Raw genomic sequence first — 26,554 nt, 5'->3', positions numbered from 1 at the left:
CCCTAAATACTATTCAACTGTTATCTAAAATCAGTAAGCGTTTACATAAATTGCAATTTATAAAAGGTAGCCTCTTCTCTCCTACCGTATTAAAAGTCTGAAATTGATACCACCTACAAATCAAATTGTAAGCGTTATCTAGACGAAATGCAATATAAATTTTAAAAGATTTTTATATGTTAATATATTCCTAATTAATTGGTTTTTTATGTAAATTAACCATAAAAAACGGCCCTAGCTATGAGCTAGAACCATTCTTTTTTATAGCATAACACCAACGATAATCGCTGATAATATACTTACTAATGTCGCACCATACACAAGACGTAAACCGAATGATGATACAACATTTGATTGGTTTTCATCGATACCTTTCGTTGCACCTGCGATAATTCCAATTGATGAGAAGTTCGCAAATGATACAAGGAATACAGAAAGAATACCTACTGTACGAGCTGATAAATCACCAGCTACTTTGCCAAGATCAAGCATCGCAACAAACTCGTTTGATACTAATTTTGTTGCCATAATTTGTCCCGCTGTTACCATCTCTGCTTGCGGGATACCCATTACGAATGCTAATGGTGAGAAAATATATCCTAAAATAGCTTGGAATGTAATACCGAACACTGAATCAAACAAGCTATTGATTGCTGTAATTAATGCTACGAAACCAAGTAACATTGCTGCTACCGTAATTGCAATCATGAAACCAAGCATAATATATTCGCTTAACATTTCAAAGAATGATTGCTTTTTCTTATTTTCTAACTTCAGTGTATCTTCTTCTTCCGTAATATCGTACGGGTTAATAATATGAATAATAATGAAACCACTAAATAAATTTAATACAAGTGCTGTTACTACATATTTTGGCTCGATCATTTTCATATAAGAACCAACGATTGACATCGATACTGTCGACATTGAAGATGCACATAATGTATATAAACGATGTTTTGGGATTTTACTTAATTGATCTTTTACTGTAATAAATACTTCCGCTTGTCCAACAATTGCAGCTGCTACTGCATTATATGATTCTAATTTCCCTAAACCATTTACTTTACTTAACAAAGTACCAATAGCACGAATAAATATCGGTAAAATCTTAAAGTGTTGTAGAATTCCGATTAATACTGCGAAGAATACGATTGGTAATAATGCAGTTAAGAAGAATGAAACTTCTCCTTTATTAACAAGGCCACCAAATACGAAAACGATTCCAGCTTCCGCATACCCAAGAAGTGCGCCAAATCCATCTGAAATTCCTTTTACTAAAATATAACCCACTTGCGTATTTAATAAGAAATACGATAATGCTAACTGAATTACAAGCATGAGTGCGATTGGTTTATACTTAATCTTCTTTCGATCGGCACTTATAAGAAAACCGAGTACGAATACAACGAGTAATCCTACAAGAAACATAACAAACTTCATTAATAAAATCCTCCATTTAACTCTTCATTAACGTTGAACGTCTGACCATTCAAAACAAGAAATAATCCGAACTTTCCATTTCTCCACCAAAACACTTTACTGGATATAAAAAATCATAAAACCTCTTGTCTCAAAGGCATTTTCCATTCTATCATAAATCCCAACTCATATCCGCACTTTTCTAAAAAAAATACATTTTATTATAAAACCCTCATTAACGTTCGTATTTTGCCCCTTTCTCCTATTTTATAACTACACAAAAAACGAGCATCAAATTTCATTGATGCTCGTTCCATCTTTTATCCCGCTATTTACCGGGCAGTAAAACTCCCACTGATTAAAGTTTCACTTTATTATACAGCTTTTTCTTTCTCTGCTACTTCCGGCTTATCCCAACACTCTGTATTGTTCAACCCTGGAATAGACTCCGCATAAAAGACTGGATCTTTTCCTTGTTTCTTTTGCTTTACGTAATCTGATAACGCTGCGAAAGCGTACTTTGAAAGGAATACAATTGCCACTAAGTTAATAACAGCCATAATCCCCATAAATAAATCTGCTAAGTCCCAAACGATTTGAATTGTTGCTACAGATCCTAACATAACCATACCAAGTACAGCAATGCGGTATGCCGTTAATAACACTTTACTTCCATTTAAGAACTCAATATTTGTTTCACCATAGTAGTAGTTACCTACTAATGAGCTGAATGCAAACAAGAAGATTGCAACCGCTACAAATACGGATGCCCACGGTCCGATATGTTGGCTTAAGGCTTGTTGCGTCAATTGAATTCCATTTAAATCAGCTGCACCAGGTACATCAGATAATAAAATGATGAACGCTGTACAACTACAAATTAATAATGTATCTGTAAATACCCCTAAAGTTTGAATGAAACCTTGTTTAACTGGGTGCGTTACGTTCGCAGTCGCTGCTGCGTTCGGCGCACTACCCATACCTGCTTCATTTGAGAATAACCCACGTTTTACTCCTAGTAAAATCGCAGCTCCTAGTCCCCCACCAACTACTTCTTTAATTCCGAATGCATGTAAGAAGATTTCTTTAAATACATACGGAATTGCCGTAATGTTTGTTACAACAACGAATAATGCAACTGCTACATATATAATTGCCATTACTGGAACAATCATTTCAACTGCACGTGCAATTCGCTTAACCCCACCGAAAATAATGATTGCAAGTAAACCAGCCATAAACAGACCTACAAGTCTACTATCCATTTTAAATGCGCCATCAAAAGCTGCCGCTACTGTGTTTGACTGCACTGCATTAAAAATCAATCCGAAACTCACTGTTATTAGAACAGAGAAAACAACACCTAACCAGCGTTTCTTTAAACCCTTTTCCATATAATACGCTGGGCCCCCACGGAATGCGTTCCCATCTTTTACTTTATAAATTTGCGCTAATGTGCTCTCTACAAACGCAGAAGCACCCCCTATTACCGCAATTAACCACATCCAAAATACAGCACCTGGACCACCTGCTGAGATTGCAATAGCTACACCAGCTAAGTTACCAGTACCTACACGAGAAGCTGTACTCATACAAAATGCTTGGAATGATGATACACCGCTTTTTTCTTTTTGCGCTTTTCTCGTCTTTGAACTCGCCCCGTCCCCAAGTAGGCGAATCATTTCTCCGAAGTAGCGAATTTGGACGAATTTCACACGAAATGAAAAATAGAGTCCTAATCCAATTAACATCGCAATAATGATATATGACCAAAGGACATTATTTACATCCCCAATTACTTTAGCTAAAAAATCCATAATCGAATTGCCCCCTCTTCCTAACAATAAGAAAATTATATTCTAAAAACTTTTAGTAATCAAGAACTTTATGTTAGGTTTCATGACATGATTAAGTTAGATTTCTTAACATACATATGTTTTCCACTTAAAACTATAACCAATACGTGCATTTATCCACTACTCAATCACTCATCCTATTCGACCAATCATACTTTTAAGACAGTACGTTACCTACAAATAACGAGAGAAATGAACAAACAAAAATTATATTAATAATTACCTTTCACCCTTCTCATCATTTACTACAACAAAAAAGGCGAGCATCAAATTCCTCTCGATGCTCGCCTTTTCATTACACTGCTTTTTCTTTATCCGTTACCGCTGGCTTATCCCAACACTCTGTATTCGTTAAACCAGGAATAGAATCTGCACTGAAGACTGGATCTTTTCCTTGTTTCTTTTGCTTTACATAGTCTGCCAACGCAGCATACGCAAATCGTCCAAGAAGTGTAATCGCAATTAAGTTTGTAATTACCATTAGACCCATAAATAAATCCGCCATATTCCATACGACTTTAAGCGTCGCAACAGAACCGAATAATACCATTGCAACTACCGCAATACGGTAAATTGTTAACCAAGCTTTACTTTGTTTAATGAATTCAATATTCGTTTCACCATAATAGTAGTTTCCTAGAAGTGAACTAAATGCAAATAAGAAAATAATAATCGCTAAGAAGCTACTTGCCCATGGGCCGATTTGTGAACTTAATGCGTTTTGTGTTAATTCAATACCTTCTAAATTTGTTGCTTTATATGCACCAGAACATAATACGATAAACGCTGTTGATGTACATACTAAGAATGTATCTACTAAAACCCCGATCGTTTGAATAAAACCTTGTTTCGCTGGATGCGTTACATCAGCTGTTGCTGCCGCGTTCGGCGCACTACCCATACCTGCTTCATTCGCAAATAACCCGCGCTGAATACCAAATTTCATTGCAGCACCGATACCGCCACCTACAGCTGAATCTAAACCGAATGCACCTTTAAAGATTTCTGTAAATACATCTGGTATTAAATAGAAGTTTTTAATAACAACGAAAATAGCTACTGCAATATAAATAAGTGCCATTGGCGGAACAATCATTTCTGACATACGCGCAATACTTTTCACACCACCAAAAATAATAACTGCAACTAATGCCGCTAATACAATCCCAACAATATAACGCTCTAAACCGAATGCATTTTCAAATGCTAACGTAACTGTATTCGCTTGTACTGAGTTGAAAATTAAACCGTAACTAATTGTGATTAGAATAGAGAACCAAATTCCCATCCAACGTTTATTTAAACCTTTTTCCATATAATAAGCAGGACCACCACGGAAGCCACTGCCATCTTTTATTTTATAAATTTGCGCAAGCGTACTTTCCACGAAACTTGAAGACGCCCCGATAATTGCAATAACCCACATCCAAAATACAGCTCCGGGTCCTCCCATAGAAATAGCTAACGCTACACCAGCTAAGTTTCCGATACCAATACGAGCTGCTGAACTCATACAGAACGCTTGGAAAGAAGATACGCTACCCTTTTTACGTGTCTTACCAGTTAGTCCATCACTCATTAATCGAACCATTTCTCCTAAATGAGTAATTTGTACGAATTTTAATTTAATAGAAAAATAAAGCCCTAAACCAATTAGCATTGCAATAAGAACATATGACCAAAGAATCGTATTCGTTGATGAAACGAATTGATCTAAAATATTCATACAATTAACCCCTCCTTTTCTCCATAAATCGAATTATATTCAAAAAATATTCAAAAATCAACATTTTTCGACATCTCACAACTTCCAAATATTAGGTTTCCCTACGTAAATACATCCTTCTTTTATGACTCCACTTTCAGTAGCTGTGCATACTAAAACAAAAAATAATTTCATAAACAACACCATTGACAAAAATATATAACTGTAACTATAATGGTTACATCAGGTTGTAACTAACCTAATTACATTACATTCATTCATTTCAGATATACACTTTAACAAAACACTTTGGAGGGATTTATTATGAAAATCGGAATCATCGGAGCAACTGGTAAAGCTGGAAGCCGTATTTTAAAAGAAGCATTAGATCGTGGACATGAAGTTACTGCAATTGTAAGAAATGCTGCGAAAATTACAGAAAAAAATGTAAAAGTTTTAGAGAAAGATGTATTCGCTCTTACATCTAACGATCTACAAGCATTCGATGTAGTTGTAAATGCTTTCGGTGCTCCAGCAGGACAAGAGCATCTTCACGTAGATGCAGGAAATGTACTGATTGAAGCTGTGAAAGGTGCACCAAATACAAAATTACTTGTAGTTGGTGGAGCTGGAAGCTTATTTGTAGACGAAGAGAAAACAACACGTGTATTTGATACACCAGGTTTCCCAGGCGAATACCTTGCAACAGCTCAAAACCAAGGTAAAAACTTAGAAATCTTGGAACAAACAAATGATATCACTTGGACATTCATCAGCCCTTCTGCACTATTCGCATTAGGAAAACGCACTGGCTCTTACACAGCTGGTAAAGACAATCTTCTTGTTAACTCAAAAGGCGATAGCTACGTAAGTTACGAAGACTTCGCAGTAGCAGCACTTGATGAAATCGAAAATCCAAAACATGTGAACGAACGCTTCACATTAGTTTCTGAAGCTGAATAATAAGAAAAAGCTCGTAAAACATTATGTTTTACGAGCTTTTTTATTTTTAAGCTTTTACCTCTTGTATACCTTCTATTCTTTCGAAACCTTGTTTGGTAATTTTAAAGAATACGTCATGTATATCATACCCAAATAACATACCATTAAATTTTTCTGTCAATGTTTTCGTATTTTCCATTCCTTCTAATCCATGTATATAAAAAGCATCGGCAAATGCCAATGCTTTTTATACTATCTTTTAATTTGATTCGGTTTATGTGGCTCATTTGGAGTATACGGTTTATTCGGTTTCTGTGGTCCTTCAGACTTTTTCCAACTCACCGCTAATTCCGGACTTGTTTTCTCTTCACTACGCTCAAGTAATACTACTGCATTTTGAATTGTTGGTGTTCCTTTATGCGCAATCCCTTGTAATTTCGTTAAATTCCCTGATACTTTAAAGCTAAATCCACCTGCTGGTGTTTGTTTCGGAATTAAAATGCGGAACTTTTCTCCTACATTAAATTCCGTTTTTGCTTCGCCTTTTTCATTTGCAAATTTCACACCAGCTGGTGCACCTGTTGCTTGCACTTTATACGTTCCGCTTTTTGCATTTGTTTCTACTGTATATAAACCTGTTTCAAAGAAATCATTTTTTAATACTGCTTCTTGTTCTTCTGTAGGAGTTACGCTCATCGTAATTTCTTGTAATTCTTCACTAGCGTTTGCTTTTGCAACGATGTCTTTCGTTACTTTCTCTACATTTTTATTGCGGAAATCTAAATCATTAACATCAATTTGTTTTAACGCATTCCACACTGCCAGCTGCGTTGCATAATGCGCCTCTCTCCAATCAGATACTCCTAATTCTTGTGGGCTCTTTTGTGGATATCCATTCAACAGTACACGGTACACGTTAATATCCACTTTACCCATTTCTGGTAAGTCTTGACCGCTCGGAGATTTTAAATCTACATTTAAGCAAAATGCAATTTTTCCATCTGCCGTTTTAATAAGTTCTGTTCGAATTGGTTTCTTCTTTGACTTACTATAACTCCAATCCATTTCATATTTTGTATGGTCCATAACTTCTGCGAATGCTTTTTGAAGTGGGAATAATACAAATAAGACACTTAAAAACATAGCTAAAAGTTTGAACGATTGCTTTATATTCATGTTCACAGCCCCTTAATAACAAACTTAATACTAAGTAGTATTTAATTAGAAAATATTTTTATACACACAAAAAAAGAGTGCATAAAAGCACTCTTTTTTTGTTTCCTACTTTAATCTTAGAAATCGAAGTTATCAGGATCTGGACCAACGCGGTGATTTTGGTTTAATGCATCGATTTTTTCCATGTCTTCTTTTGTTAATTCGAAGTTAAATACATCAGCATTTGCAATAATACGGTGTTCTTTCGTTGATTTTGGAATTGTAATTACTCCATTTTGTAAGTCCCAACGTAAAATAACTTGCGCTGTTGTTTTGCCGTGTTTATCAGCAATTTCTTGTAATGTTTCGTTATCTAATAATTGACCTTGCATAAGTGGTGACCACGCTTCCATTTGAATACCTTGTTCTTTACAGAAAGCTTGTAATTCTTTTTGTGTTAAACGAGGATGATATTCTACTTGGTTAATCATTGGCTTAATTTCTGCATCTTTCATTACATCTTGTAAGTGATGGATTTGGAAGTTACTTACGCCAATTGCACGTACACGCTCTTCTTTATAAAGTGTTTCTAGCGCTTTCCATGTATCTTTATATTTTCCTTCTACAGGCCAGTGAACAAGGTATAAATCTAAATAATCTAGTTCTAATTTTTTTAAGCTCTCTTCATATGCAGCAATTGTTTCGTCATATCCTTGATCTGCGTTCCATACTTTTGAAGTGATAAATAATTCTTCTCTTGAAATACCAGTCGCTTCAATACCTGCACGGATTCCTTCACCTACAGCTTTTTCATTTCCGTAAATTGCAGCTGTATCGATGCTGCGGTATCCTGCTTTAATCGCTGATTTAATTGCTTCTACAAGTTCTGGTCCTTCTTCTACTTTAAATACACCTAAACCGAACCAAGGCATTTCTACACCATTATTTAATACTGTTTTACTTTGTAAGTTTTTCATTTTATTTTCTCTCCTTTTATTTTACTTGATCTCTTTTTTCTAATGTCATACTCCATGCTGTTAAAATAACAGCACCTACTACCATAAGGCCGCCTACCCAAGCAGTATGGATTAACCCTAACGAATTCGTTACAAGGCCACCTATATAAGAACCTAAAGCGATTCCTCCGTTAAATGCGGCAATATTAATTGCTGAAGCAACATCAACCGCACTTGGAACAAAGCGCTCTGCCAATATAACTACATATACTTGTAGCCCCGGAACATTCATAAACGCGAATAGTCCCATGAAAATAATTGTGATTAATCCAGCTACTTTAAACGGCGCTGTAAATGTTAAAACAAATAATATAATCGCTTGAATAAGGAACATGTAGAATAGCGCTCGAATTGGATTATGATTCGATAATTTTCCGCCGACCATATTCCCTATCGCAATGGCAATTCCATACACTAATAAAATGATAGTAACGGTACTTGCTTCAAATCCTGTTACTTCTTGTAATAACGGTGATAAATACGTAAATGTTACGAATGTACCGCCGTATCCTAGTGCAGTAATAATAAAAACAAGTAACAGTCTTCCATTTTTAATTAGTTTAAATTGATCACGAAACGATACAGGTACACCATTTTTTAAATTAGATGGGACGAGTATACTATTTGCGATGAAAGCAATAATTCCAATTACAACGATCGCCATAAATGACGCTCTCCAGCCAAACTCTTGACCGATAAATGTTCCAATTGGCACACCAGTAATAGTCGCGACTGTTAATCCAGTAAACATAATTGCAATTGCGCTAGCACGTTTATTCTCTGGTACGATTGCAGCCGCAATTGTAGATCCTATCGACATAAACACACCGTGTGCAAATGCAGCTACAATCCTTGCGATAATTAATATAGTGAAACTTGTTGCTACCGCCGCAATGCCATTACCAATAATGAAAATAACCATAATCCACATTAATAATGTCTTTCGCGACATACTAGCCGTTAACGCTGTTAAAACAGGAGCGCCTACTGCCGCTCCTAACGCATATAAGGAAACCGTTAAACCAGCTGTTGTAACCGAGACATTTAAATCTTTTGAAATAGATGGTAGTAAACCGACACTAATAAACTCGGTCGTACCAATCCCAAACGCACTAATTGCTAGTGCTAATAAAGCAAACATACTTCTTCGATTCGTCTGAACTTCCGAAGATGGTACTGTATATGAACTCAATTGAATTCCTCCTTATTACAAGAAATCCAATCATAATAGTGTGATAAAAGGGCCCTTCTATCTTCTAAAACATATATTTCATACTTACAAATGCTATTATGAATGGTTTCATTCTTTTTTTGAAGAACGCACTTTAAAGTACGATAGGCACCAAAAAGTAACATAGTCACTTTTCAGTACCGTACTACTCACTTGCCTCTTACATGTGCTATTATGAAACATATTTAACATAATAAAAAGTACGTACTTTAAAGTGCTATAGGTACTAAAAAGTAACATTTATATTATTTAACTTACTTTGCTCACAAAAGGAGGGTTTCATATGAAGAAATACAATATTCCTGTAGAGGCGACTTTAGAAGTTATCGGCGGCAAATGGAAAGTTGTTATTCTTTGTCACTTAACGAAAGGTACAAAGAGAACGAGTGAACTAAAACGCTCAATGCCTGGTATTACACAAAAAATGTTAACGCAGCAATTACGTGAATTAGAGGACGACGGAGTTATTCAAAGAAAAGTATACAATCAAGTCCCACCAAAAGTAGAATATTCTCTTACTGATTACGGTTGGTCTTTAGAATCGATTCTTGATTCTCTTTGTTCTTGGGGCGAATGCCATCTTGAAAAAGAAGGTAACACATCGATGCTAATTGCGGAAGGTGAATAATAGGAAAAAGGAAAAAACGAACATGAATTTGTTCGTTTTTTCCTTTTTTTCTATATATATATGTACATTTCTAACTGAAACAAAATATTTTATACGCTTTCATACCTTGTCAGCACTACGTTATACACTCAATATCAAATAATTAGGAATCATTTTTATGTTAACATAGGTGTATATAGTATATAATATAAGATATATATTATATACACTTTCCGGTAACGGAGCTTTTCCATTATGCGGACAAGCCATATATCGGACAGTTCATAAATAATAAGTAAGACGTTATGGTTTTAGATTTATGTTTGCAGCTTAGTTGCTGTCATAAATTTAAAGGCATTTTATTGTGTTTTGTGAAACTTTGTATAAAGTTTCGTAAACGGTTACTATCTTACTTATAAAAAATAAGAGTATTGCTATCGTAAAGGAGAATTGGAGATGCCAGAAACTATGACTCAAACAAAGCCAGAACAAGAAACTGTACAAATTTCTGCTAGCCAAGGACAACTTGATGTACTTGATCAGTTGTTAAAACCTGAGGTACAAGAATCATTAACAACACTAGTAGAACAGCTTCCAAAATTAACTGAGCTTGTTAACATTTTAACTAAGTCTTATGACTTCGCTCAAACTGTTGCTACTGATGAAGTATTAAAAAGCGACACTGTTGGTGCAATCACAGAGCTTGTAGAGCCTGTAAAAGATACAGTGAAAAGCATGGCTGCAACTGCAATCGAAGCGAAAGATCGTGCTGACGAAAGCAACGAAGTTATCGGCCTATTCGGTCTATTAAAATTACTAAAAGACCCACAAGCACAAAAAATGTTCCGCTTTGTGAACGCATATCTTCAAATTAGTGCAGAACGTAACAATAAATAATTTAACTTATAACAACAATTAGTAAAGACGGGGGATATCATACTATGTCAAAACAAATTGTCATCTTAGGCGCTGGTTATGGCGGTCTTCTTGCCGCTTTAAACGTACGTAAATTTTACAGCAAATCAGAAGCACAAGTTACAGTGATTAACCAATACCCAACACACCAAATCATCACTGAACTACATCGCCTTGCAGCTGGTAACGTTGCTGAGCAAGCAATTGCAATGCCACTTACAAAGCTTTTCAAAGGTAAAGATATCGATCTTAAAATCGCAACAGTTGAGTCATTCTCAGTTGATAGCAAAGAAATCAAACTGGCTGGTGGCACTACATTATCTTACGATGCACTTGTAGTTGCTTTAGGAAGTAAAACTGCTTACTTCGGTATTCCAGGACTAGAAGAAAACAGCATGGTATTAAAATCTGCTGCTGATGCAAACAAAATCTACAAACACGTTGAAGACCGTATTCGTGAATACGCGAAAACGAAAAACGAAGCTGATGCTACAATCGTAATCGGTGGTGGCGGATTAACTGGCGTTGAGCTAGTTGGTGAGCTTGCTGACATTATGCCTAAACTTGCAAAAAGCCACGGCGTAAATCCAAAAGAAGTTAAACTTCTTCTTGTTGAAGCAGGTCCAAAAATCCTTCCTGTATTACCAGACCATTTAATCGAACGTGCAACTACTAGCCTAGAAGCACGCGGTGTTACATTCTTAACTGGTCTTCCTGTAACAAACGTTGCTGGCAATGAAATCGACTTAAAAGACGGTCAAAAACTTGTTGCTAACACATTCGTTTGGACAGGCGGCGTACAAGGTAACCCATTAATCGGTGAATCAGGTCTTGAAGTAAACCGTGGTCGTGCAACAGTTGATGCATACCTACAATCTACTTCTCATAAAGACGTATTCGTTGCTGGAGACAGCGCTGTTGTCTTCGCTCCAGACGGACGTCCTTACCCACCAACTGCACAAATTGCTTGGCAAATGGGTGAGTTAATTGGATACAACTTATACGCAGCACTAGAAGGCAAAGCATTCGAAGAGTTCGCACCTGTAAACTCTGGAACACTTGCTAGTCTAGGACGTAAAGATGCTGTTGCTACAATTGGAGCAAGCAATACTCCACTTAAAGGCTTACCAGCATCATTAATGAAAGAAGCAAGTAACGTTCGTTACTTATCACACATTAAAGGTCTATTCAGCTTAGCTTACTAATCTGAATATAAGCCCGAATCATGCCCTGCATGGTTCGGGCTATTTTTATCCGTAATATTCTCTACTTACTTATATTCGGCAAAGAAATACTATAACCCTCTTTAATTATCTAAATATACTGACTTTTTTGTGTCGAAATTGTGTATATGAAAAGAGTGAAAGCATCTTTCTTACTTCCACTCTTCCACAAAAATTATTATCCCAATTTCACTAAGCTGTAGTTCTTCTTCCCTTTACGAATAATAATAAATTTTCCATCAAATGAATTTTCTACAGTAACATCCGTACCTACATCCGTTACTTTCTCACCATTCATAGAAATCGCACCGTTATTAATGTCTTCACGAGCTTGACGTCTAGATGGTTCAATCCCTAAATCAACTAGCCACTCTACAATATTTTTCGTCTCTTTGGAAGACTGGAATGTCGGCATCTCTTTAAAGCCTTGTTCAATTTCATCAGCTGTTAACGATTTAATATCTCCGCTAAATAATGCCGATGTAATTTTCACAGCTTGCAATAATGCCTCTTCTCCATGAACGAATTTCGTCATTTCTTCGCCTAACACTTTTTGCGCTTCACGTTTATGAGGCTCGGCTTCTACCTTCGTTGCCAATTCATCAATTCGCTCTTTCGCTAAGAATGTAAAGTATTTCAAGTATTTAATTACATCACGATCATCTGTATTCACCCAGAACTGGTAAAATTCAAATGGCGTTGTTTTTTCAGCATCAAGCCAAACCGCACCACCTGCTGATTTTCCAAATTTCGTACCGTCTGATTTTAATAATAACGGAATTGTTAGTCCAAATACTTTCGCCTCATGCCCTTCTAACTTACGAATTAAATCTAAACCACTCGTAATATTTCCCCATTGGTCACTACCACCAATTTGCAGTTGAACATCTTCTTTCGTGTATAAATGATGGAAGTCCATCGCTTGCAAAATTTGGTACGTAAATTCTGTGAAAGAAATTCCTGTATCTAAACGACTTGCTACAATATCCTTCGCTAACATGCTATTGATGCTAAAGTTTTTCCCGTAATCACGTAAAAACTCAATAATGTTTATTTCATGTGTCCAGTCGTAGTTATTTACCATCTTCACTTCGCTATTTCCGCCGAAATCAAATAGCTTTTTCATTTGCGCTGTTAATGCATCTACATTATGCTGCACTACTTCTAAAGTTTGCAGTTGACGCTCTGATTGACGTCCACTTGGATCACCAATTGTTCCTGTTGCCCCGCCAATTAAAATAACCGGATGATGACCAGCTAATTGGAATCTCTTCATCATCATAAACGGAATCAAATGTCCGATATGCATACTATCACCAGTCGGATCCACTCCGCAGTATAGTGAAATCTTTTTCTCTTCTACTAACTTACGTAAACCTTCTTCATCCGTCTGCTGATTCACAGCACCGCGCCATTCTAATTCATCAATAATATTCATCTTTTGTCATCCCCTTTATTTTTAAAAAACAAAAAAGCCCCTATGTCTATGACATAGGGACGATTATTCACCGTGTTACCACCCAGTTTGCATAAATAGCATAGCTATTCATACCACTCTTAGCAATAATATCGATTGCTACTCCGCTTAGCGTTACCTAAGATACTCCAGAGTGTAATTCACAAGTTTGTTTGTGCTAGGTTCCAGCAACCCCTAGCTCTCTTTGATAACAGTGACAAACTGCTACTGGGCTCTTTCAACGTATGTTATTTGTTAAATTATTAGCCATTATATTGAATTGAAAACAAATTGTCAACAATACCCAAATGTTATTTTAAAATAATTCATACTTTTATACGCTTTTAATTCAAAAATTATTGTAGATCTTCTCCAATAATCCTTACTTCTCTCTCTAACTTCACACCGAATTTTTCTTCAACTGTCTTTTGTACGAAGTGAATTAAATCGATGTAATCTTGTGCTGTTCCATTATCAACATTCACCATAAATCCAGCATGTTTTAATGAAACTTCTACTCCGCCAATTCGCTTTCCTTGTAGTCCTGATTCTTGAATCAACTTACCAGCAAAGTTATTTGGTGGGCGCTTAAATACACTACCGCATGAAGGATATTCTAAAGGTTGTTTCGATTCACGCTTATACGTTAAATCATCCATTTTTTCTTTAATCTCTTCATGTACACCTTCTTCAAGTTCAAATCTCGCTTCAAGAATAATATAATGATTGTTCGCAAATACACTCTTACGATATCCAAATTCAAATGCTTCTTTCGTTAAAGTGCGTAACTCTCCATCACCTGTCATTACGACAGCTTCTGTTAATACAAACGATACTTCACCACCGTAGGCACCAGCATTCATATATAATGCTCCGCCAACTGAACCTGGAATGCCACAAGCAAACTCAAGACCTGTTAAATTGTGGTCTAATGCAATACGTGATACATCAATAATTGCTGCACCGCACTGTGCTACAATCGTTGTTCCTGTTACAGTAACACCTGTAATATGAATTAAACTGACCGTAATTCCGCGAATCCCACCATCTTTAATAATGACATTTGATCCATTTCCTAAAAACGTAACTGGAATATTATATTGGTTAGCATACTTAATAACTTCTTGAATTTCATCATAATTCGTAGGCGCAACGAACACATCTGCTTTTCCGCCAACTTTAATATGCGTATGATTCTTTAACATTTCATCTTGTGTAACATGACCTTCAGGCAATACCGTACTTAAATATTTATAAACCTCTTGCATATTCATTTTACGATTCCTCTATTTCTATATTCTTTTTATCCCGCTATACGGGCCCATAATATCCCCACATACATGAAATGAAACTAAAGTGGTGGATACAGTGTACCCAAAATCAATTCGAGACACCTATAAACCTCTTAAATTATAAGAGGTGCCACTCATATTAAAATATATATTGCATAATAAAGCAACCCAAATGGACTACTAAACTTGACATGTCATCAGAAAGACAACAATTTGTAAAATATATAACTTTTACAAAACACTATCCTTCAGTATCTTACTATACCACACGAAAATAAAGTGGTATTTTTTTGTAATCTTTACTTTATTTTCTTCAATATAAAAAAAAGAGCACATCCCACAGAATGCGCTCTTTCTATACTCTTTCTATACTCTTTATATTACTTTTCGTTCTCTTCTTTTTCCTTATCAAACCATAATAGTTCATCGTCATCAACTTCACCATTATAATTGATTAAAATTTCTTCTCCAGCTTTTATATCCTTATAAGCAAAGAAGTTAAACGTGTGGTTCTCGAAGACGATATCATACGTTGCATTCGGCTTATATGAATGATTAAATAACATGCCGTATCCTAAAAGGAATGCCGTATGATTTACCCCATACTCAAATGCGTAGTCAGCAAGTAACGTTTTCTCAATATGTTCATGCTGTTCATTCGGATAAGAGATAACTGGTGCTGAATGTATCAACTCACCCTTTTTAATATCACGAGTTGCAAATACACCTCTATTAAATTCTCCATCACTAAGTTCAGAAGTCTTAACTTCGATCATATGCGTCACCTATATAATTCTTTCTTTGAAGTATTTTATCTCGCTATCTGCGAGGTTCAACTAATAATCAGTAGCTATTAGTTAAATTTTATCTCCTTAAGCTTGGCAGAAAACTCATAGAAAAGCAATTAAATTCCTATCAAGTATTCGTTCAAATGAAAAAGAGCACATCATTTGTGCTCTTTTTCAGCGATATTATTTTTCTAAAATATCTTCTAGCAACTTCACTTGCTCACTAACAGTATGTAGCGTCTTCACCGACGTATCATTTCGATTCTTTTCTTCTTCAATACTTGCTAACACTTCTTCCGTAGCTGCAGAAGTTTGCTGAATTACGTTAGAAGCATGTGTCACATCTTTAACGATATTCGTCGTTTTAACTTGGAAATTTTCTTGATGACCAACAATCTCTCTCATTACATCATTAATCGTATCAATAAACTTCCCTAAGTCCGTTACATTCGTTAAAACACTTGCTAACATTTCGTTACACTCTTCTTGTACTCTTTCTGACTTCTCTACCTGCACTTCTACTTTACTTGCTTGATTACTAAACTCCTTCAAAATCCCTTGAATTCTCCCCGCAGAACGATTCGATTCTTCAGCAAGCTTTAACACTTCATTCGCTACAATAGCAAAACCTTTTCCATGTTCTCCTGCCCTTGCAGCTTCAATATTTGCATTTAAAGCTAGCAAACTCGTCTGACTTGAAATATTCGTTATTACATCTACAATTTCATTAATTTGTTTCGATTGTGTCATTAATTCTCTAAATATCGTTCCTGATTGTGAAACAACATCATTTAAACTTTTCATGTTAGCTTCAAAATTTCTTAAAGTGTTTACACTACCCTTTGAGATTTCCAAACTTTTATCAACACGCATCGAAGCATTTCTTACTTGAGAGATGATTTGGTCAATATTTCCCTCCATATCATTCAATACTTCTACTGAACGTGACATCATCTCTGATTGTGATTGAGTACCAACTGCCACTTCTTCAAAAGCAAAATTAATTTCACTCATCGACTCCATCGACGTGTTCATATTCTGTCTTAAATGATTGAAATTACTATCTAACTTCACAACAGTTTCCTCAATAAGCCTTTGCGTTTCTTCTAACTCCTGAGCTTTCTTCATCACTGCTTGCTTCTCATCACTTAAACGAGCCAAAAGATTAGAACCAATCTTTGTGACACCCCACATTGCGATCGTTACAATCGCTAACAAGCTTGCAAAATTTGCAGCTTCAGATGATGCTGTATAAGCAAAAAATTGATTTGGCCAATAACTACAAAGTATAAATGTAACAACAACTGCTACCCCGCCAAGAATTAAAATAAGACGTTCACTCAAATAAATAAGTGAAACCGCTAATGTAAAATAGACCATTTGAAATACAGCTGGGCTTTCATTAAATGCTTGTACCATAATGAAAGACATAATAAGTAGCATACATGTCATGATGTATTTATACATCGCTTCCATACTTTCTATAAAAGTAAGCAGCGTTCCAAATACTACGATAGAAATACCACACATCCAAAATGCTATTGCTCTCTCTGTAAAAATATATCCGTAATACCCAATCGCGATTACCCCAAGGAAAAAACTGCAAATCGTGATAAACAGCAATAAATGATTTTTCTGTGATTCTTTCTCAAGGTTAGAAAAACAAGTTCTCTTTAACCACTCCATATATGAAGCCCCACCTTCTCATACGTATCGATTACTTCAGCTTGAATACCGCACTCACTGGGTTATGATCGCTATTTTCAAACTTCAAATCTTTCCCTTGTACATTTACAATTTCAACATTCGGTGAAACGATAAAACCATCAATAATCGTGACAAAGTTTTCACCTTCCACGTATTTCTTTACATCATCTCTCACAGTCATAACAGACGGATCTACAGCCCACTTAAAGCCACCATCAGTAAAGTCCTTCGGTAACTCTACTAACCAATCAGGACGCTCCTTCACGAACTTCGGATCACTTAACTGAGCGTTAGAAATTAATTGATTCCAGTCTCCGCCCATTATTACATAATCACCATTTTTATAATGTTTGTTCATATATTCTTTTAAATACTCCACTTGTTGCTTTCTAATTTTTCCGCCTTCATCATAAGCAGATAAATGTAAATTTACAAGTCTAACAAATTTTCCATTATTAACAGGAATTTTATGTTCAACAATCGCTCGGTCTAAATCAAATAAACGCTTTGGCCACGGCTCCATTCCTGGTAATTGGAACCTCTTCGCTGTTTGAACTGTATATTTAGAAAACGTACTTAGTCCAGCATCAGCATATCCCATTGGACTTGTGATTGGCACCGGAACCCATTTTGTATCATAGTTCTTTCCGAACGAAGAAGCATAATCAGGCAGTCCTTTTTTCAAAAATTCATGCCCATTTATATCAAATGATCTCATTGATTTTATATCTACTTCTTGTAATAGCGCAAAATCACTATTCTCATTTTGTAAAAACGAAAGCATATTCTTTAAATTCGTTTCCGTTTGTTCTTTACTACTTGAACCAGACCCTTTTCCCCCATCCATAAAGAAGTCTTGATCCTTATCTAGTCCAGCATATCCAATATTAAACGTTGTAACTTTAAATTCATTTCCCTGCGCAATTACGCGCTCCTTATTGTTTTCCACCTTCAAGCTTATAACATCAGCTGGCTGTTCTTTTGTAAGTGTCATATACGCTAAAAACCCACCTACAACTCCCACACCTACTAAAATACATATAAGTACTATTTTTAATAACTTTTTCAAACAAACGACTCCTTTTCTAAAACATACGATTTTATTTTTCTTTATTTTCAGTCAAATAAAAAATGACAGATATACGAAACATTTTATCACACTGAAAACCTTATATCACTATATTTAGTTTATAAGTAATGATTCCCTATCTTAAACGATTAGAGAACTACAAAATACACCAACTTCTTCACTGGAAATCAAACGCAATTTTTAGTACACTATATGTAATAATTATAGGCGATGGAGTTCGCCATAACCGCTGCTTAGCTAATGACTCCTACCAGTATAACTACTGGTAGGAGTCTATTTTTTTGAGCAAGCTATTTAAAGAGGTGAGGAATTTGATTTATATTATCGTCGGTATAGCCGGTATATTAGGAGCCCTTTCTCGTTATTATTTAGGTCTTACTATTCATGAATTTTGGCATCATTCATTTCCATTAGCTACATTACTCATTAACTTAATCGGCTGCTTCTTATTAGCATGGCTGACTACATATGTTGCACGGCTAAACATCTTACCTTCGGAGGTTATCACAGGCATCGGTACTGGATTCATCGGTTCTTTTACGACGTTTTCAACATTTAGTATAGAAACCATGCAATTAATTAATCATTCTGAATGGAGCATGGCTTTCCTATATGTATCATGTAGCATACTTGGCGGTCTCATTATGTCTGGAATTGGCTATACACTAGGTGATTTCTTAATTAAGAAATCAGTTACGGAAGGAGATCACTTATGATGGAAGCTTTATTAGTGGCAACTGGAGGTTTTTTCGGTGCGATTACACGATTTGCAATTAGCAATTGGTTTAAAAAAAGAAATAAAACATCCTTTCCAATTGCTACATTCCTTATTAATATAACAGGAGCATTTTTACTCGGGTATATAATTGGCAACGGAGTCACTACAGGCTGGCAATTATTATTAGGAACTGGATTTATGGGCGCATTCACAACGTTTTCGACGTTTAAATTAGAATCCATTCAGCTTCTCAATCGCAAAAAAATTTACACATCCCTTTTATATGTAAGTACTACTTACATAATCGGTATCCTCTTCGCATTCCTTGGAATGAAGCTCGGTGGAATATAAAAAAGCGACTCTATTGAGTCGCTTTCTTTCATAAGAAGTATATCCCGCCATATGGAATGGAAAATAAACCAGCTGGATGCACATCATAATGTACAATTTGCATCGGAAGCTGTGAATACGACATATACTGACTTTGCATCATTTGTGCAAATTGTGCTTGTTGCTGCGTTTGAATAACTTGGTTCACAGCATGAATTGTCCCCTGTGCCCCGGCTAGCGTTATAGCCGCCCCTACTTGTCTACCATTATAAAAATAATGATTCATCATTATTCAGCTCACTTATTATTTTTCTTCCATATGGTATGTTTCTATTTCATAGTGAGTATTTTGTCCCGATTGGGGAATCCATCACTAATTAAGCTTCACTTTATCTATTACTTTTTCTCAGCTTTGAAGTAATACATCCAAATAGTAATACACCAATACCACTAAAGAACAATACATAACTTACCGGTACTAGGAAAAAGAAAGGTTCTTCAAGAAATCCATCCGCTCCTACTTTACTGTTTGAAGCATGTATAGTTAAAAAAATAATCGCTAAGATCATGAAAGAAATAGCTACTACGTATTTATTTTTCATTTTACATTCTCCTCTATTCATATAATTCTTCTTAATTAACATCATATTATCCAAAATAAAATCATTAGTCAATAATAATTTATCGTTTTGCAATAAATTATTATTGACTAGAATAAAAAAACAAAAGGTTTATGAAGCATCTTAAATTGCCTCACAAACCTTTTATAAACAATATATATTTACACTTCAAACTTCCTGCTCGATACAACATACATTGCGCAAAATAGTACGAATATCCCAGCATAAATTAACAAAACCTCTACACTAAACACATCAGCCAAAGGACCAAATATAACCATCCCTAAAGGTAAAGCACATGAATTTGCAATCTGTACGAGGCTAAACATTCTGCCATGCATAACTGGATCTACTTTCTCCTGCAATAACACAGTAACTGGCGTATTAAAACATGGCATTGTTATACCAATTAAAAAATTAAAGACTAAATACATAATAAATACCGGTGCAATTCCTAATCCTACCATAAGCAGACCATATAACGCACAGGCCAGCGCTGTTGTATGCATACGATTACGGAAGCCACCCCATGCTGCAATCAGTACGCCACCAGCTGCTGCACCAGCACTAAAGGTCATCTCACTAGCAGTAAGTCTCCACATTTCCGCCCCGAAGGAACGAGTCACCATTAAAGGTGTTAAAAAGGCGGCTGGACTTATTAAAATCATAATAATGATTAATAAAACGAGTAGCCTTTTCATACATACATTTTCTTTTAAATAAGCAAACCCTTCTTTTATACCTTGTAGATTAGATTTTTGCTTACCCCCTACATTCACATGTCCTTCCACTTGAATGATAAACATAATACTAATTCCGATTATAGCTGTAATAACATCAATAAAAAATGTCGTTTCAATGCTAGTAACAGAAAGAATTGCGGCACTTACCGCCGGTGAAAGAAACATAATTAAAGATGTAATACTACTATTTATCCCATTTACTTTCATAAGATAATCTTTCGGAACAATTTGTGGAATTAACGCATTCACAGCCGGCGTTTGTACACCTGTACCAGCTGAGCGAATGAGTAATACTATAAACAGCATCCAAATACTTTTATATCCTGTTAAAAATAAAATTGCCAAAATTAACGTAGCAATCGCTATAATCCCATCCGATAACATAATCATCTTTTTACGGTCATAACGATCAATCCACACACCAGCAAATAAAGATATCGCAATTTGTGGTAGAAAACCGCAAACAGTTGAAATGGTCAACATCGCCCCTGATGATGTTGTAAGGGTGATATACCATATAATCGCGTATTGCACGAGAGATGAACCGAACAACGAAATAGTTTGAGCGGTCAAAAATAATATAATGTTCATTCTCCAATTATTTTCATTCATATGTTTCACACCCCCTTAACTAATCCCGTCTCTATATTGAAAATACTATCTGCCCAATCAAGATAAAAACTCGCTTCATGAGATACGAGTATAATGCTGCCCTTAAACTGTATTAACGCCTTTCGCAAAGCTTCCTTCGCTTCTGCATCTAAATGATTCGTCGGTTCATCTACAATTAAAAAATTACAAGGTGATAATAACAATCCACACAGTTTCACCTTCGATTGTTCACCACCACTTAACGTACGAATTTCTTGCGAAACATGAGTATCTTTCACACCACACGCAGCTAAATGATGACGTATTTCCTTCATATTCAATGTAGGAAACTGTTCCGAAATAATTTGAAGCGGAGTTAAAGAATCATCGCTCCAATTTAAATCTTGCTCATAATATCCAATCTTTATTTGCTCTGAGAAGTGAAATTCTCCAGCAATACTAGCAATAGTGCCAACAATTGTTTTTAATAAAGTAGATTTCCCTACTCCATTGAATCCTGTAATAACAAGTTTTTGCCCACCCATTACTGAAAAATTCAATTTTGGTAAGAGAGCAAAGTCATAACCAACTTCGAGATTATTTACCTCAAGAACTGTTTGAACTGAAATAGGAAGTTCCCGAAAATGAATAGACGGTTTATGAGTAAAACTTGGTGGCGCAATTCTTTCCATACGTTGCAACTGCTTTCTACGTCCTTGTGCTATTTTTGAATTCACTCCAGCAATATTTCTACGAATATACTCTTCCGTTTTTTCAATTTTCTTCTGTTGTGCATGATATTGGCGAATATAATCTTTTCGCAAATGCTCCTTTTGTCTTACAAAATCTGAGTATTTTCCGTAATACTTCTTAACTGTTCCAAACTCTACATCACATATGCAAGAAGTCACCTTTTCCAGAAAATCAAAATCATGTGACACGACAATAAACGCCCCTTCAAAATTCATTAAATAATTAGCAAGCCACTCCACATGCTCCTTATCAAGAAAATTCGTCGGTTCATCTAGTAATAAAATAGTCGGCTCTTCTAATAAAAGCTTCGTTAAAATTACCTTTGCACGTTGTCCTCCGCTTAATTCACCAATAATACGATCCATCCCGATAGCATCAATACCTAAACCAGCTGCCACCTTATTCGTTATACTGTCTACCGAATAAAAATCACGAGCCTCAAGCTGTTCTTGAATCTCTGCCGCTTTTAATAGTTGATTCTCATCTCCAGTCCTAGCACTTTCTTCATATAACTTGTTCATTCTATCTTCCATTTCATACAAATCATAAAAAGCTCTCTTTACATATTGTGAAATGGTATAGCCCCCATCAATTTCTGCGTATTGATCAAGATGTCCAATTTGAATATTAGGTTGCCACTTTATATCTCCTTTATCAGGAATGATTTCTCCAATCAATATTTTCATTAACGTGCTTTTTCCTGCACCATTCTGTCCAACAATCCCCATATGTTCTCCTTTATGCAAACTAAAAGAAGCATTTTCATATAAGGCTTTATCTATAAAACTATGTGATAAACTTTCAACTTTAAGTAAACTCATTCGTATTCCTCTTTTCCTGAAATTAAAAAAAGCAGAGAGATAGCGTCATTCGACACTAGCCCTCTGCTTCGTGGTTTTTCCTATACTACTCCAATTTATAGTAAAAGCTCATTGGAATAATATACACAAAGGGCCATAGACAAAGCATTGTCTATGGCCCTTAATCTATTTTATACATCGACTTACAAACCGTAACCAAATAAGCATAGATAAACTATACTTTTTTAGAAAAGTTATGCAGCCGATGAATATAGGGGATTTATGCCCCTTGATTAAGCTCCGTACAACGCTTCACCGTATACATTTGTGCGGAGCAAAGTTTTCTAATGAGTTTTACAAATTTTATATAAAGCATGTTCTGCACCTTCCTTAATACTTAAAAGGGATTTTAGCATACGGTTTTGCGAAGCGTCAACATTACTTCCAAATCATTCAACTACTTACTTTCAAAATATTGCTTCTGAAACATACACATTCTTATCGCATTATGATAGTTACCATCAACGAAAAACTCGTCGAGAAGCTCACCTTCTACCATAAATCCAACCTTTTTATAAACATGCACAGCCTTTTCGTTTTCTTTATCGACAACTAAATATATCTTATGCATATTTAAGACAGCAAAGGCATAACCCATCGCTAAACGCGTCGCTTCTGCTGCGTAACCATGCCCCTGATAATTTGGATCAATAATAATTTGGAATTCTGTTCTTCGGTGAATATAATCAATCTCCACTAACTCAACCAATCCAACCATTTCATTATCTTTCTCAACGATAAATCGGCGTTCACTTTGATCGTGTATATGTTTATCATACAAGTCCTGCAATTCTACAAAGGCCTCATAAGGTTCTTCAAACCAATACGACATAATATGCGCGTTATTATTCAGTTCGTGTACAAACTTTAAATCTTCTCGTTCTAATGGACGTAACTTCAATTCCTGACTCATTTCTATAACCTCCAAGTAAAAGAAACCTCTTCACTTAATTTCTCGATTTTTTTCAATTTCAAACGCCCTAATTTCATTGTAAACTTTCAAGTAACTTGAAGGTCAAGGTGAAAAAAGTAGTGCAAACTTATGTCTGCACTACTACTCTTTTCTCAAATCTCTCATATTCGATATGTATAAAGCAATGACTAAAACAAGAATGGATCCCGCATATAATAACGTCTCCATCGGTTCCTCATGAGATACAATAATTAACCGAATTAATGCCGTAATTCCGATATAAATAAAATAACGTAACGGGAAATGATAGTTCGATTTAAAATACTTAATAATTAATGCAATAAACTCGAAGTATAAGAAATATACGATGATACTTTCAACCAATTTATACGATGTATATTTCTTTGTTGAAAAGATGTATTGAATAAATGTGATTGTCTCATTAATTAAAAAGATAGATAAGACAATGGATAATATAATTAGCGCTATATTTAATATCCATTGCAAAACACTAGCTATAAGATGATCGATATTAAATGACTTCATTTTCTCTTTAAACTCCCCTTCGTATACGTACGTATTTATTATAGCAAAATTATCATTGGAAAGAAGTTAAATCATATATTCGTCCTTTGTTGTTGCCAGTGTAGGGAAGATTTAGTGTGTGGAGAATTCTGTTTACAACCATACCCGACGAAACATGGAGAAACTCTTTCAAATTACCGTTCGTACATGTCGTACTAATGAGCAATGCATAATCTCGTATAGCATCCTCATGTGCCACTTTTGAAAAATCTTTACAACTTGTACAACGCCAGCCCTTCTTCACTTTAACCATTGGAATAACTAAGCATTTCTCACATTGTACTCCATTTAACAACTCCTCTTTTTCTATTTTATATTGCTCAAGTATATTTTGTTGAAGTGGAGAATGCTCCGTTATTATTTGATGAATGAGCCTATCTACATTATCTATAACTTTTCTTTTATATTTACTTTCAAACCACTTTATTTTATGAGGTAAATTTGCACTATGAATAATTGTATGAAGAAGATTGTCATCTGAAGATTTTATAATGGTACGAGGCGAGCTAATAACAACGAGGGACTCAATTGGAAGACTAGAGGAAAATCCATGTAAGCTTAACCATTTCTTTAGTTGTATTTCTTGCCTTTTTATTTGTAAAACCGGATCTGGAAATCCCTCTGAATTTCCTTCTGTTATTCGAATAAGTTGATTAAACTTTGTATCAAACATTAATGTACCTGCTATATTTTTTATCTCAAGAAAAAGAAGAAACTTTGTGGAAAGGATAATAGTATCAATTTGAAAGTATTTATCATAATTAGATAAGCGAACATCATGTAAAACACTATACTCTTTCTCAGAAATAAAACTAAGTGGATAATCAATCGATTGCTCCCCTTTATACCCCGCCATGTGTTTGGCCAAGTTTTCTCCAATTAAATTTCGTTTCGGATGATGTACAGGTAACCTTCTAAGAAGTGCTTCTAACTGTCTTATATAAATCGGCATTTTTCTTTCTTTCACAATCACCTCAAACACCCCTTTACAAATATATCAACGATTTTTTCAATATATCTATCATAACTCACAATATATCAACGATTTTTCCAATATATCTATCACAACTCACAATATATCAACGATTTTTCCAATATATCGATTGGTCGACAATATCCAACAATACCTCACTCCAATCACTCACAGCATATCCTAGAAAAACACCTTCAGCAAAAACTTAAAATCGCATTTCCTCATAAAAAAACCATAACCTGCTCCTCCAGCAAAGTTATGGTTTTTACCTTATAATGCCACTCTACCTATAACTTTGCCGTGAATTCCACAAAATCCATTTGTACTTATACCAACTTTCACTTTTTTCACACTGAAACTATATACCTCAAAATCGTTTCATAATGTTATTACTTCAGCATAGCTACAATTTATATAATAACGGTACAGTACAAATAACGTGCTGAATCACTAAGTATGGGGGAATAACGATGAACGAAGCATTACTATTAGTCGACATACAAAATGATTACTTTAAAGGCGGCAATATGGAATTACATCTACCTGAAAAAGCCATCCAAAAAGCGAAAGAAGTATTGAGAGTGTTTCGTGAAAAACATAAAACAATTATTCATGTACAACATATTGCGAACAATGAAGGAGCTACCTTCTTCCTCCCCGAGACAGTAGGTGCTCAAATTCATGATGATGTACAACCGATCGCTAATGAAAGAGTCATACAAAAACACCACCCTAACAGTTTTTTAAGAACAAATTTATTACAAACATTAAAAGAAGAGAAAATAGACCAACTAGTCATTTGCGGTATGATGACTCATGTATGTATTGATGCAACAGTACGGGCTGCCAGTGATTTAGGATTTCAATGTATTGTAATTGAAGATGCTTGTACAACAAAAGATTTAGAATTCCAAGGAAATCTAATCCCAGCAGTACACGCTCATCAATCGTTCATGAGCGCATTAGAGTTTGGTGATATTTACGCAAAAGTCATGTCAGCAAGCTGTTTTATAAATAAAAACAAATAAAGAATTACAGTTCCATATGAAAAAAGAAAGGATAA

General features: G+C 35.3%; 26 protein-coding genes, 1 riboswitch and 1 other annotated feature. Of the genes, 7 read left to right on the top strand and 19 right to left on the bottom strand.

Features of this window, described 5'->3' with window-relative positions:
* Positions 1-261: 261 nt before the first annotated feature.
* The 3 genes from JDS95_RS17335 to JDS95_RS17325 form a co-directional block, all read right to left on the bottom strand.
* Complete coding sequence (locus JDS95_RS17335; RefSeq protein ID WP_199690696.1) at positions 262-1,443, bottom strand: NupC/NupG family nucleoside CNT transporter; 1,182 nt, start codon at positions 1,441-1,443, stop codon at positions 262-264.
* 353 nt (positions 1,444-1,796) lie between these two features.
* A complete protein-coding gene (locus tag JDS95_RS17330) occupies positions 1,797-3,239 on the bottom strand; it encodes an alanine/glycine:cation symporter family protein (RefSeq protein ID WP_000346395.1) in 1,443 nt (480 codons plus the stop codon).
* 334 nt (positions 3,240-3,573) lie between these two features.
* Positions 3,574-5,004: an alanine/glycine:cation symporter family protein gene (locus JDS95_RS17325; protein WP_001022880.1), complete on the bottom strand. Its 1,431-nt coding sequence runs from the start codon at positions 5,002-5,004 to the stop codon at positions 3,574-3,576.
* A gap of 303 nt (positions 5,005-5,307) precedes the next feature.
* Here JDS95_RS17325 and JDS95_RS17320 point away from each other — a divergent pair, with 303 nt between their 5' ends.
* Positions 5,308-5,946 (top strand): NAD(P)-dependent oxidoreductase, encoded by a 639-nt coding sequence (locus JDS95_RS17320; RefSeq protein WP_000689916.1) that lies wholly within the window; start codon positions 5,308-5,310, stop codon positions 5,944-5,946.
* A 46-nt stretch (positions 5,947-5,992) separates the two neighbouring features.
* Here the strand turns inward: JDS95_RS17320 and JDS95_RS17315 are convergent, their stop codons facing one another.
* The 4 genes from JDS95_RS17315 to JDS95_RS17300 all read right to left on the bottom strand — a co-directional run bounded on the left by JDS95_RS17315 (position 5,993) and on the right by JDS95_RS17300 (position 9,237).
* Positions 5,993-6,124, bottom strand: coding sequence for an enterotoxin (locus JDS95_RS17315; protein ID WP_085450736.1), 132 nt, complete (start codon positions 6,122-6,124; stop codon positions 5,993-5,995).
* A gap of 53 nt (positions 6,125-6,177) precedes the next feature.
* Positions 6,178-7,101: a thioester domain-containing protein gene (locus tag JDS95_RS17310; RefSeq protein ID WP_001022527.1), complete on the bottom strand. Its 924-nt coding sequence runs from the start codon at positions 7,099-7,101 to the stop codon at positions 6,178-6,180.
* 116 nt (positions 7,102-7,217) lie between these two features.
* Positions 7,218-8,057, bottom strand: a complete 840-nt coding sequence (locus tag JDS95_RS17305) for an aldo/keto reductase (RefSeq protein ID WP_000793554.1) — start codon at positions 8,055-8,057, stop codon at positions 7,218-7,220.
* 16 nt (positions 8,058-8,073) lie between these two features.
* On the bottom strand, positions 8,074-9,237 hold the full coding sequence (locus tag JDS95_RS17300) for an MFS transporter (protein ID WP_002045713.1): 1,164 nt from the start codon (positions 9,235-9,237) through the stop codon (positions 8,074-8,076).
* Positions 9,238-9,610: 373 nt separating this feature from the next.
* Here JDS95_RS17300 and JDS95_RS17295 point away from each other — a divergent pair, with 373 nt between their 5' ends.
* The 3 genes from JDS95_RS17295 to JDS95_RS17285 all read left to right on the top strand — a co-directional run bounded on the left by JDS95_RS17295 (position 9,611) and on the right by JDS95_RS17285 (position 12,054).
* Positions 9,611-9,955 (top strand): winged helix-turn-helix transcriptional regulator, encoded by a 345-nt coding sequence (locus JDS95_RS17295; RefSeq protein WP_000760481.1) that lies wholly within the window; start codon positions 9,611-9,613, stop codon positions 9,953-9,955.
* Positions 9,956-10,390: 435 nt separating this feature from the next.
* Entirely contained in the window at positions 10,391-10,831 is a 441-nt protein-coding gene (locus JDS95_RS17290) for a DUF1641 domain-containing protein (RefSeq protein ID WP_001115309.1), read from the top strand.
* A gap of 44 nt (positions 10,832-10,875) precedes the next feature.
* Complete coding sequence (locus JDS95_RS17285; protein WP_000043190.1) at positions 10,876-12,054, top strand: NAD(P)/FAD-dependent oxidoreductase; 1,179 nt, start codon at positions 10,876-10,878, stop codon at positions 12,052-12,054.
* Between the two features lie 196 nt (positions 12,055-12,250).
* On the opposite strand, the gene tyrS is transcribed toward JDS95_RS17285, so the two are convergent.
* The 5 genes from tyrS to JDS95_RS17260 all read right to left on the bottom strand — a co-directional run bounded on the left by tyrS (position 12,251) and on the right by JDS95_RS17260 (position 18,384).
* Positions 12,251-13,510, bottom strand: a complete 1,260-nt coding sequence (tyrS, locus tag JDS95_RS17280; protein WP_001021086.1) for a tyrosine--tRNA ligase — start codon at positions 13,508-13,510, stop codon at positions 12,251-12,253.
* Between the two features lie 52 nt (positions 13,511-13,562).
* Positions 13,563-13,779 (bottom strand) — a binding site (T-box leader).
* A gap of 105 nt (positions 13,780-13,884) precedes the next feature.
* A complete protein-coding gene (murB, locus tag JDS95_RS17275) occupies positions 13,885-14,802 on the bottom strand; it encodes a UDP-N-acetylmuramate dehydrogenase (protein WP_001057110.1) in 918 nt (305 codons plus the stop codon).
* Between the two features lie 398 nt (positions 14,803-15,200).
* Positions 15,201-15,596, bottom strand: coding sequence for an SET domain-containing protein (locus tag JDS95_RS17270; RefSeq protein WP_000573656.1), 396 nt, complete (start codon positions 15,594-15,596; stop codon positions 15,201-15,203).
* 195 nt (positions 15,597-15,791) lie between these two features.
* Positions 15,792-17,294, bottom strand: coding sequence for a DUF4077 domain-containing protein (locus JDS95_RS17265; RefSeq protein ID WP_000455095.1), 1,503 nt, complete (start codon positions 17,292-17,294; stop codon positions 15,792-15,794).
* Positions 17,295-17,325: 31 nt separating this feature from the next.
* Positions 17,326-18,384, bottom strand: coding sequence for an endonuclease/exonuclease/phosphatase family protein (locus tag JDS95_RS17260; protein WP_000734848.1), 1,059 nt, complete (start codon positions 18,382-18,384; stop codon positions 17,326-17,328).
* A gap of 218 nt (positions 18,385-18,602) precedes the next feature.
* A riboswitch (Fluoride riboswitch) is annotated at positions 18,603-18,662 on the top strand.
* A gap of 54 nt (positions 18,663-18,716) precedes the next feature.
* Between JDS95_RS17260 and crcB (JDS95_RS17255) the strand changes: the two genes are divergently transcribed.
* Both crcB (JDS95_RS17255) and crcB (JDS95_RS17250) read left to right on the top strand, forming a co-directional pair.
* The gene (gene crcB / locus JDS95_RS17255; RefSeq protein WP_000639319.1) at positions 18,717-19,121 is read left to right on the top strand and encodes a fluoride efflux transporter CrcB; all 405 of its coding nucleotides are present in this window, start codon (positions 18,717-18,719) and stop codon (positions 19,119-19,121) included.
* Entirely contained in the window at positions 19,118-19,474 is a 357-nt protein-coding gene (crcB, locus tag JDS95_RS17250; RefSeq protein ID WP_000969609.1) for a fluoride efflux transporter CrcB, read from the top strand. The genes crcB (JDS95_RS17255) and crcB (JDS95_RS17250) overlap by 4 nt, the downstream gene beginning before the upstream one ends.
* A gap of 28 nt (positions 19,475-19,502) precedes the next feature.
* On the opposite strand, the gene JDS95_RS17245 is transcribed toward crcB (JDS95_RS17250), so the two are convergent.
* The 7 genes from JDS95_RS17245 to JDS95_RS17215 all read right to left on the bottom strand — a co-directional run bounded on the left by JDS95_RS17245 (position 19,503) and on the right by JDS95_RS17215 (position 25,485).
* Positions 19,503-19,742, bottom strand: coding sequence for a DUF3947 family protein (locus JDS95_RS17245; RefSeq protein ID WP_000980961.1), 240 nt, complete (start codon positions 19,740-19,742; stop codon positions 19,503-19,505).
* 100 nt (positions 19,743-19,842) lie between these two features.
* Positions 19,843-20,055 (bottom strand): DUF3955 domain-containing protein, encoded by a 213-nt coding sequence (locus JDS95_RS17240; protein ID WP_000792608.1) that lies wholly within the window; start codon positions 20,053-20,055, stop codon positions 19,843-19,845.
* A 179-nt stretch (positions 20,056-20,234) separates the two neighbouring features.
* A complete protein-coding gene (locus JDS95_RS17235; protein ID WP_001004942.1) occupies positions 20,235-21,428 on the bottom strand; it encodes an MFS transporter in 1,194 nt (397 codons plus the stop codon).
* 5 nt (positions 21,429-21,433) lie between these two features.
* Positions 21,434-22,981, bottom strand: coding sequence for an ABC-F family ATP-binding cassette domain-containing protein (locus tag JDS95_RS17230; RefSeq protein WP_085450696.1), 1,548 nt, complete (start codon positions 22,979-22,981; stop codon positions 21,434-21,436).
* A gap of 436 nt (positions 22,982-23,417) precedes the next feature.
* The gene (gene speG / locus JDS95_RS17225) at positions 23,418-23,933 is read right to left on the bottom strand and encodes a spermidine N1-acetyltransferase (RefSeq protein WP_000076822.1); all 516 of its coding nucleotides are present in this window, start codon (positions 23,931-23,933) and stop codon (positions 23,418-23,420) included.
* A gap of 141 nt (positions 23,934-24,074) precedes the next feature.
* Positions 24,075-24,479, bottom strand: a complete 405-nt coding sequence (gene psiE, locus JDS95_RS17220; RefSeq protein WP_000834705.1) for a phosphate-starvation-inducible protein PsiE — start codon at positions 24,477-24,479, stop codon at positions 24,075-24,077.
* A 52-nt stretch (positions 24,480-24,531) separates the two neighbouring features.
* Positions 24,532-25,485: a nuclease-related domain-containing protein gene (locus tag JDS95_RS17215; protein WP_033661388.1), complete on the bottom strand. Its 954-nt coding sequence runs from the start codon at positions 25,483-25,485 to the stop codon at positions 24,532-24,534.
* 476 nt (positions 25,486-25,961) lie between these two features.
* Between JDS95_RS17215 and JDS95_RS17210 the strand changes: the two genes are divergently transcribed.
* Complete coding sequence (locus tag JDS95_RS17210; RefSeq protein ID WP_001001101.1) at positions 25,962-26,519, top strand: cysteine hydrolase family protein; 558 nt, start codon at positions 25,962-25,964, stop codon at positions 26,517-26,519.
* Positions 26,520-26,554 lie beyond the last annotated feature (35 nt).

Source organism: Bacillus cereus group sp. N24 (assembly GCF_016483345.1).
GTDB lineage: Bacteria > Bacillota > Bacilli > Bacillales > Bacillaceae_G > Bacillus_A > Bacillus_A toyonensis.
This window is presented reverse-complemented; position numbering and strand designations above follow the sequence as displayed.

Coding starts and splice junctions, on each gene's coding strand:
- JDS95_RS17335 (WP_199690696.1), bottom strand. CDS start 1,443: ATGAAGTTTGTTATGTTTCTTGTAGGATTACTCGTTGTATTCGTACTC.
- JDS95_RS17330 (WP_000346395.1), bottom strand. CDS start 3,239: ATGGATTTTTTAGCTAAAGTAATTGGGGATGTAAATAATGTCCTTTGG.
- JDS95_RS17325 (WP_001022880.1), bottom strand. CDS start 5,004: ATGAATATTTTAGATCAATTCGTTTCATCAACGAATACGATTCTTTGG.
- JDS95_RS17320 (WP_000689916.1), top strand. CDS start 5,308: ATGAAAATCGGAATCATCGGAGCAACTGGTAAAGCTGGAAGCCGTATT.
- JDS95_RS17315 (WP_085450736.1), bottom strand. CDS start 6,124: ATGGAAAATACGAAAACATTGACAGAAAAATTTAATGGTATGTTATTT.
- JDS95_RS17310 (WP_001022527.1), bottom strand. CDS start 7,101: ATGAATATAAAGCAATCGTTCAAACTTTTAGCTATGTTTTTAAGTGTC.
- JDS95_RS17305 (WP_000793554.1), bottom strand. CDS start 8,057: ATGAAAAACTTACAAAGTAAAACAGTATTAAATAATGGTGTAGAAATG.
- JDS95_RS17300 (WP_002045713.1), bottom strand. CDS start 9,237: ATGTTTGCTTTATTAGCACTAGCAATTAGTGCGTTTGGGATTGGTACG.
- JDS95_RS17295 (WP_000760481.1), top strand. CDS start 9,611: ATGAAGAAATACAATATTCCTGTAGAGGCGACTTTAGAAGTTATCGGC.
- JDS95_RS17290 (WP_001115309.1), top strand. CDS start 10,391: ATGCCAGAAACTATGACTCAAACAAAGCCAGAACAAGAAACTGTACAA.
- JDS95_RS17285 (WP_000043190.1), top strand. CDS start 10,876: ATGTCAAAACAAATTGTCATCTTAGGCGCTGGTTATGGCGGTCTTCTT.
- tyrS (WP_001021086.1), bottom strand. CDS start 13,510: ATGAATATTATTGATGAATTAGAATGGCGCGGTGCTGTGAATCAGCAG.
- murB (WP_001057110.1), bottom strand. CDS start 14,802: ATGAATATGCAAGAGGTTTATAAATATTTAAGTACGGTATTGCCTGAA.
- JDS95_RS17270 (WP_000573656.1), bottom strand. CDS start 15,596: ATGATCGAAGTTAAGACTTCTGAACTTAGTGATGGAGAATTTAATAGA.
- JDS95_RS17265 (WP_000455095.1), bottom strand. CDS start 17,294: ATGGAGTGGTTAAAGAGAACTTGTTTTTCTAACCTTGAGAAAGAATCA.
- crcB (WP_000969609.1), top strand. CDS start 19,118: ATGATGGAAGCTTTATTAGTGGCAACTGGAGGTTTTTTCGGTGCGATT.
- JDS95_RS17245 (WP_000980961.1), bottom strand. CDS start 19,742: ATGATGAATCATTATTTTTATAATGGTAGACAAGTAGGGGCGGCTATA.
- JDS95_RS17240 (WP_000792608.1), bottom strand. CDS start 20,055: ATGAAAAATAAATACGTAGTAGCTATTTCTTTCATGATCTTAGCGATT.
- JDS95_RS17235 (WP_001004942.1), bottom strand. CDS start 21,428: ATGAATGAAAATAATTGGAGAATGAACATTATATTATTTTTGACCGCT.
- JDS95_RS17230 (WP_085450696.1), bottom strand. CDS start 22,981: ATGAGTTTACTTAAAGTTGAAAGTTTATCACATAGTTTTATAGATAAA.
- speG (WP_000076822.1), bottom strand. CDS start 23,933: ATGAGTCAGGAATTGAAGTTACGTCCATTAGAACGAGAAGATTTAAAG.
- psiE (WP_000834705.1), bottom strand. CDS start 24,479: ATGAAGTCATTTAATATCGATCATCTTATAGCTAGTGTTTTGCAATGG.
- JDS95_RS17210 (WP_001001101.1), top strand. CDS start 25,962: ATGAACGAAGCATTACTATTAGTCGACATACAAAATGATTACTTTAAA.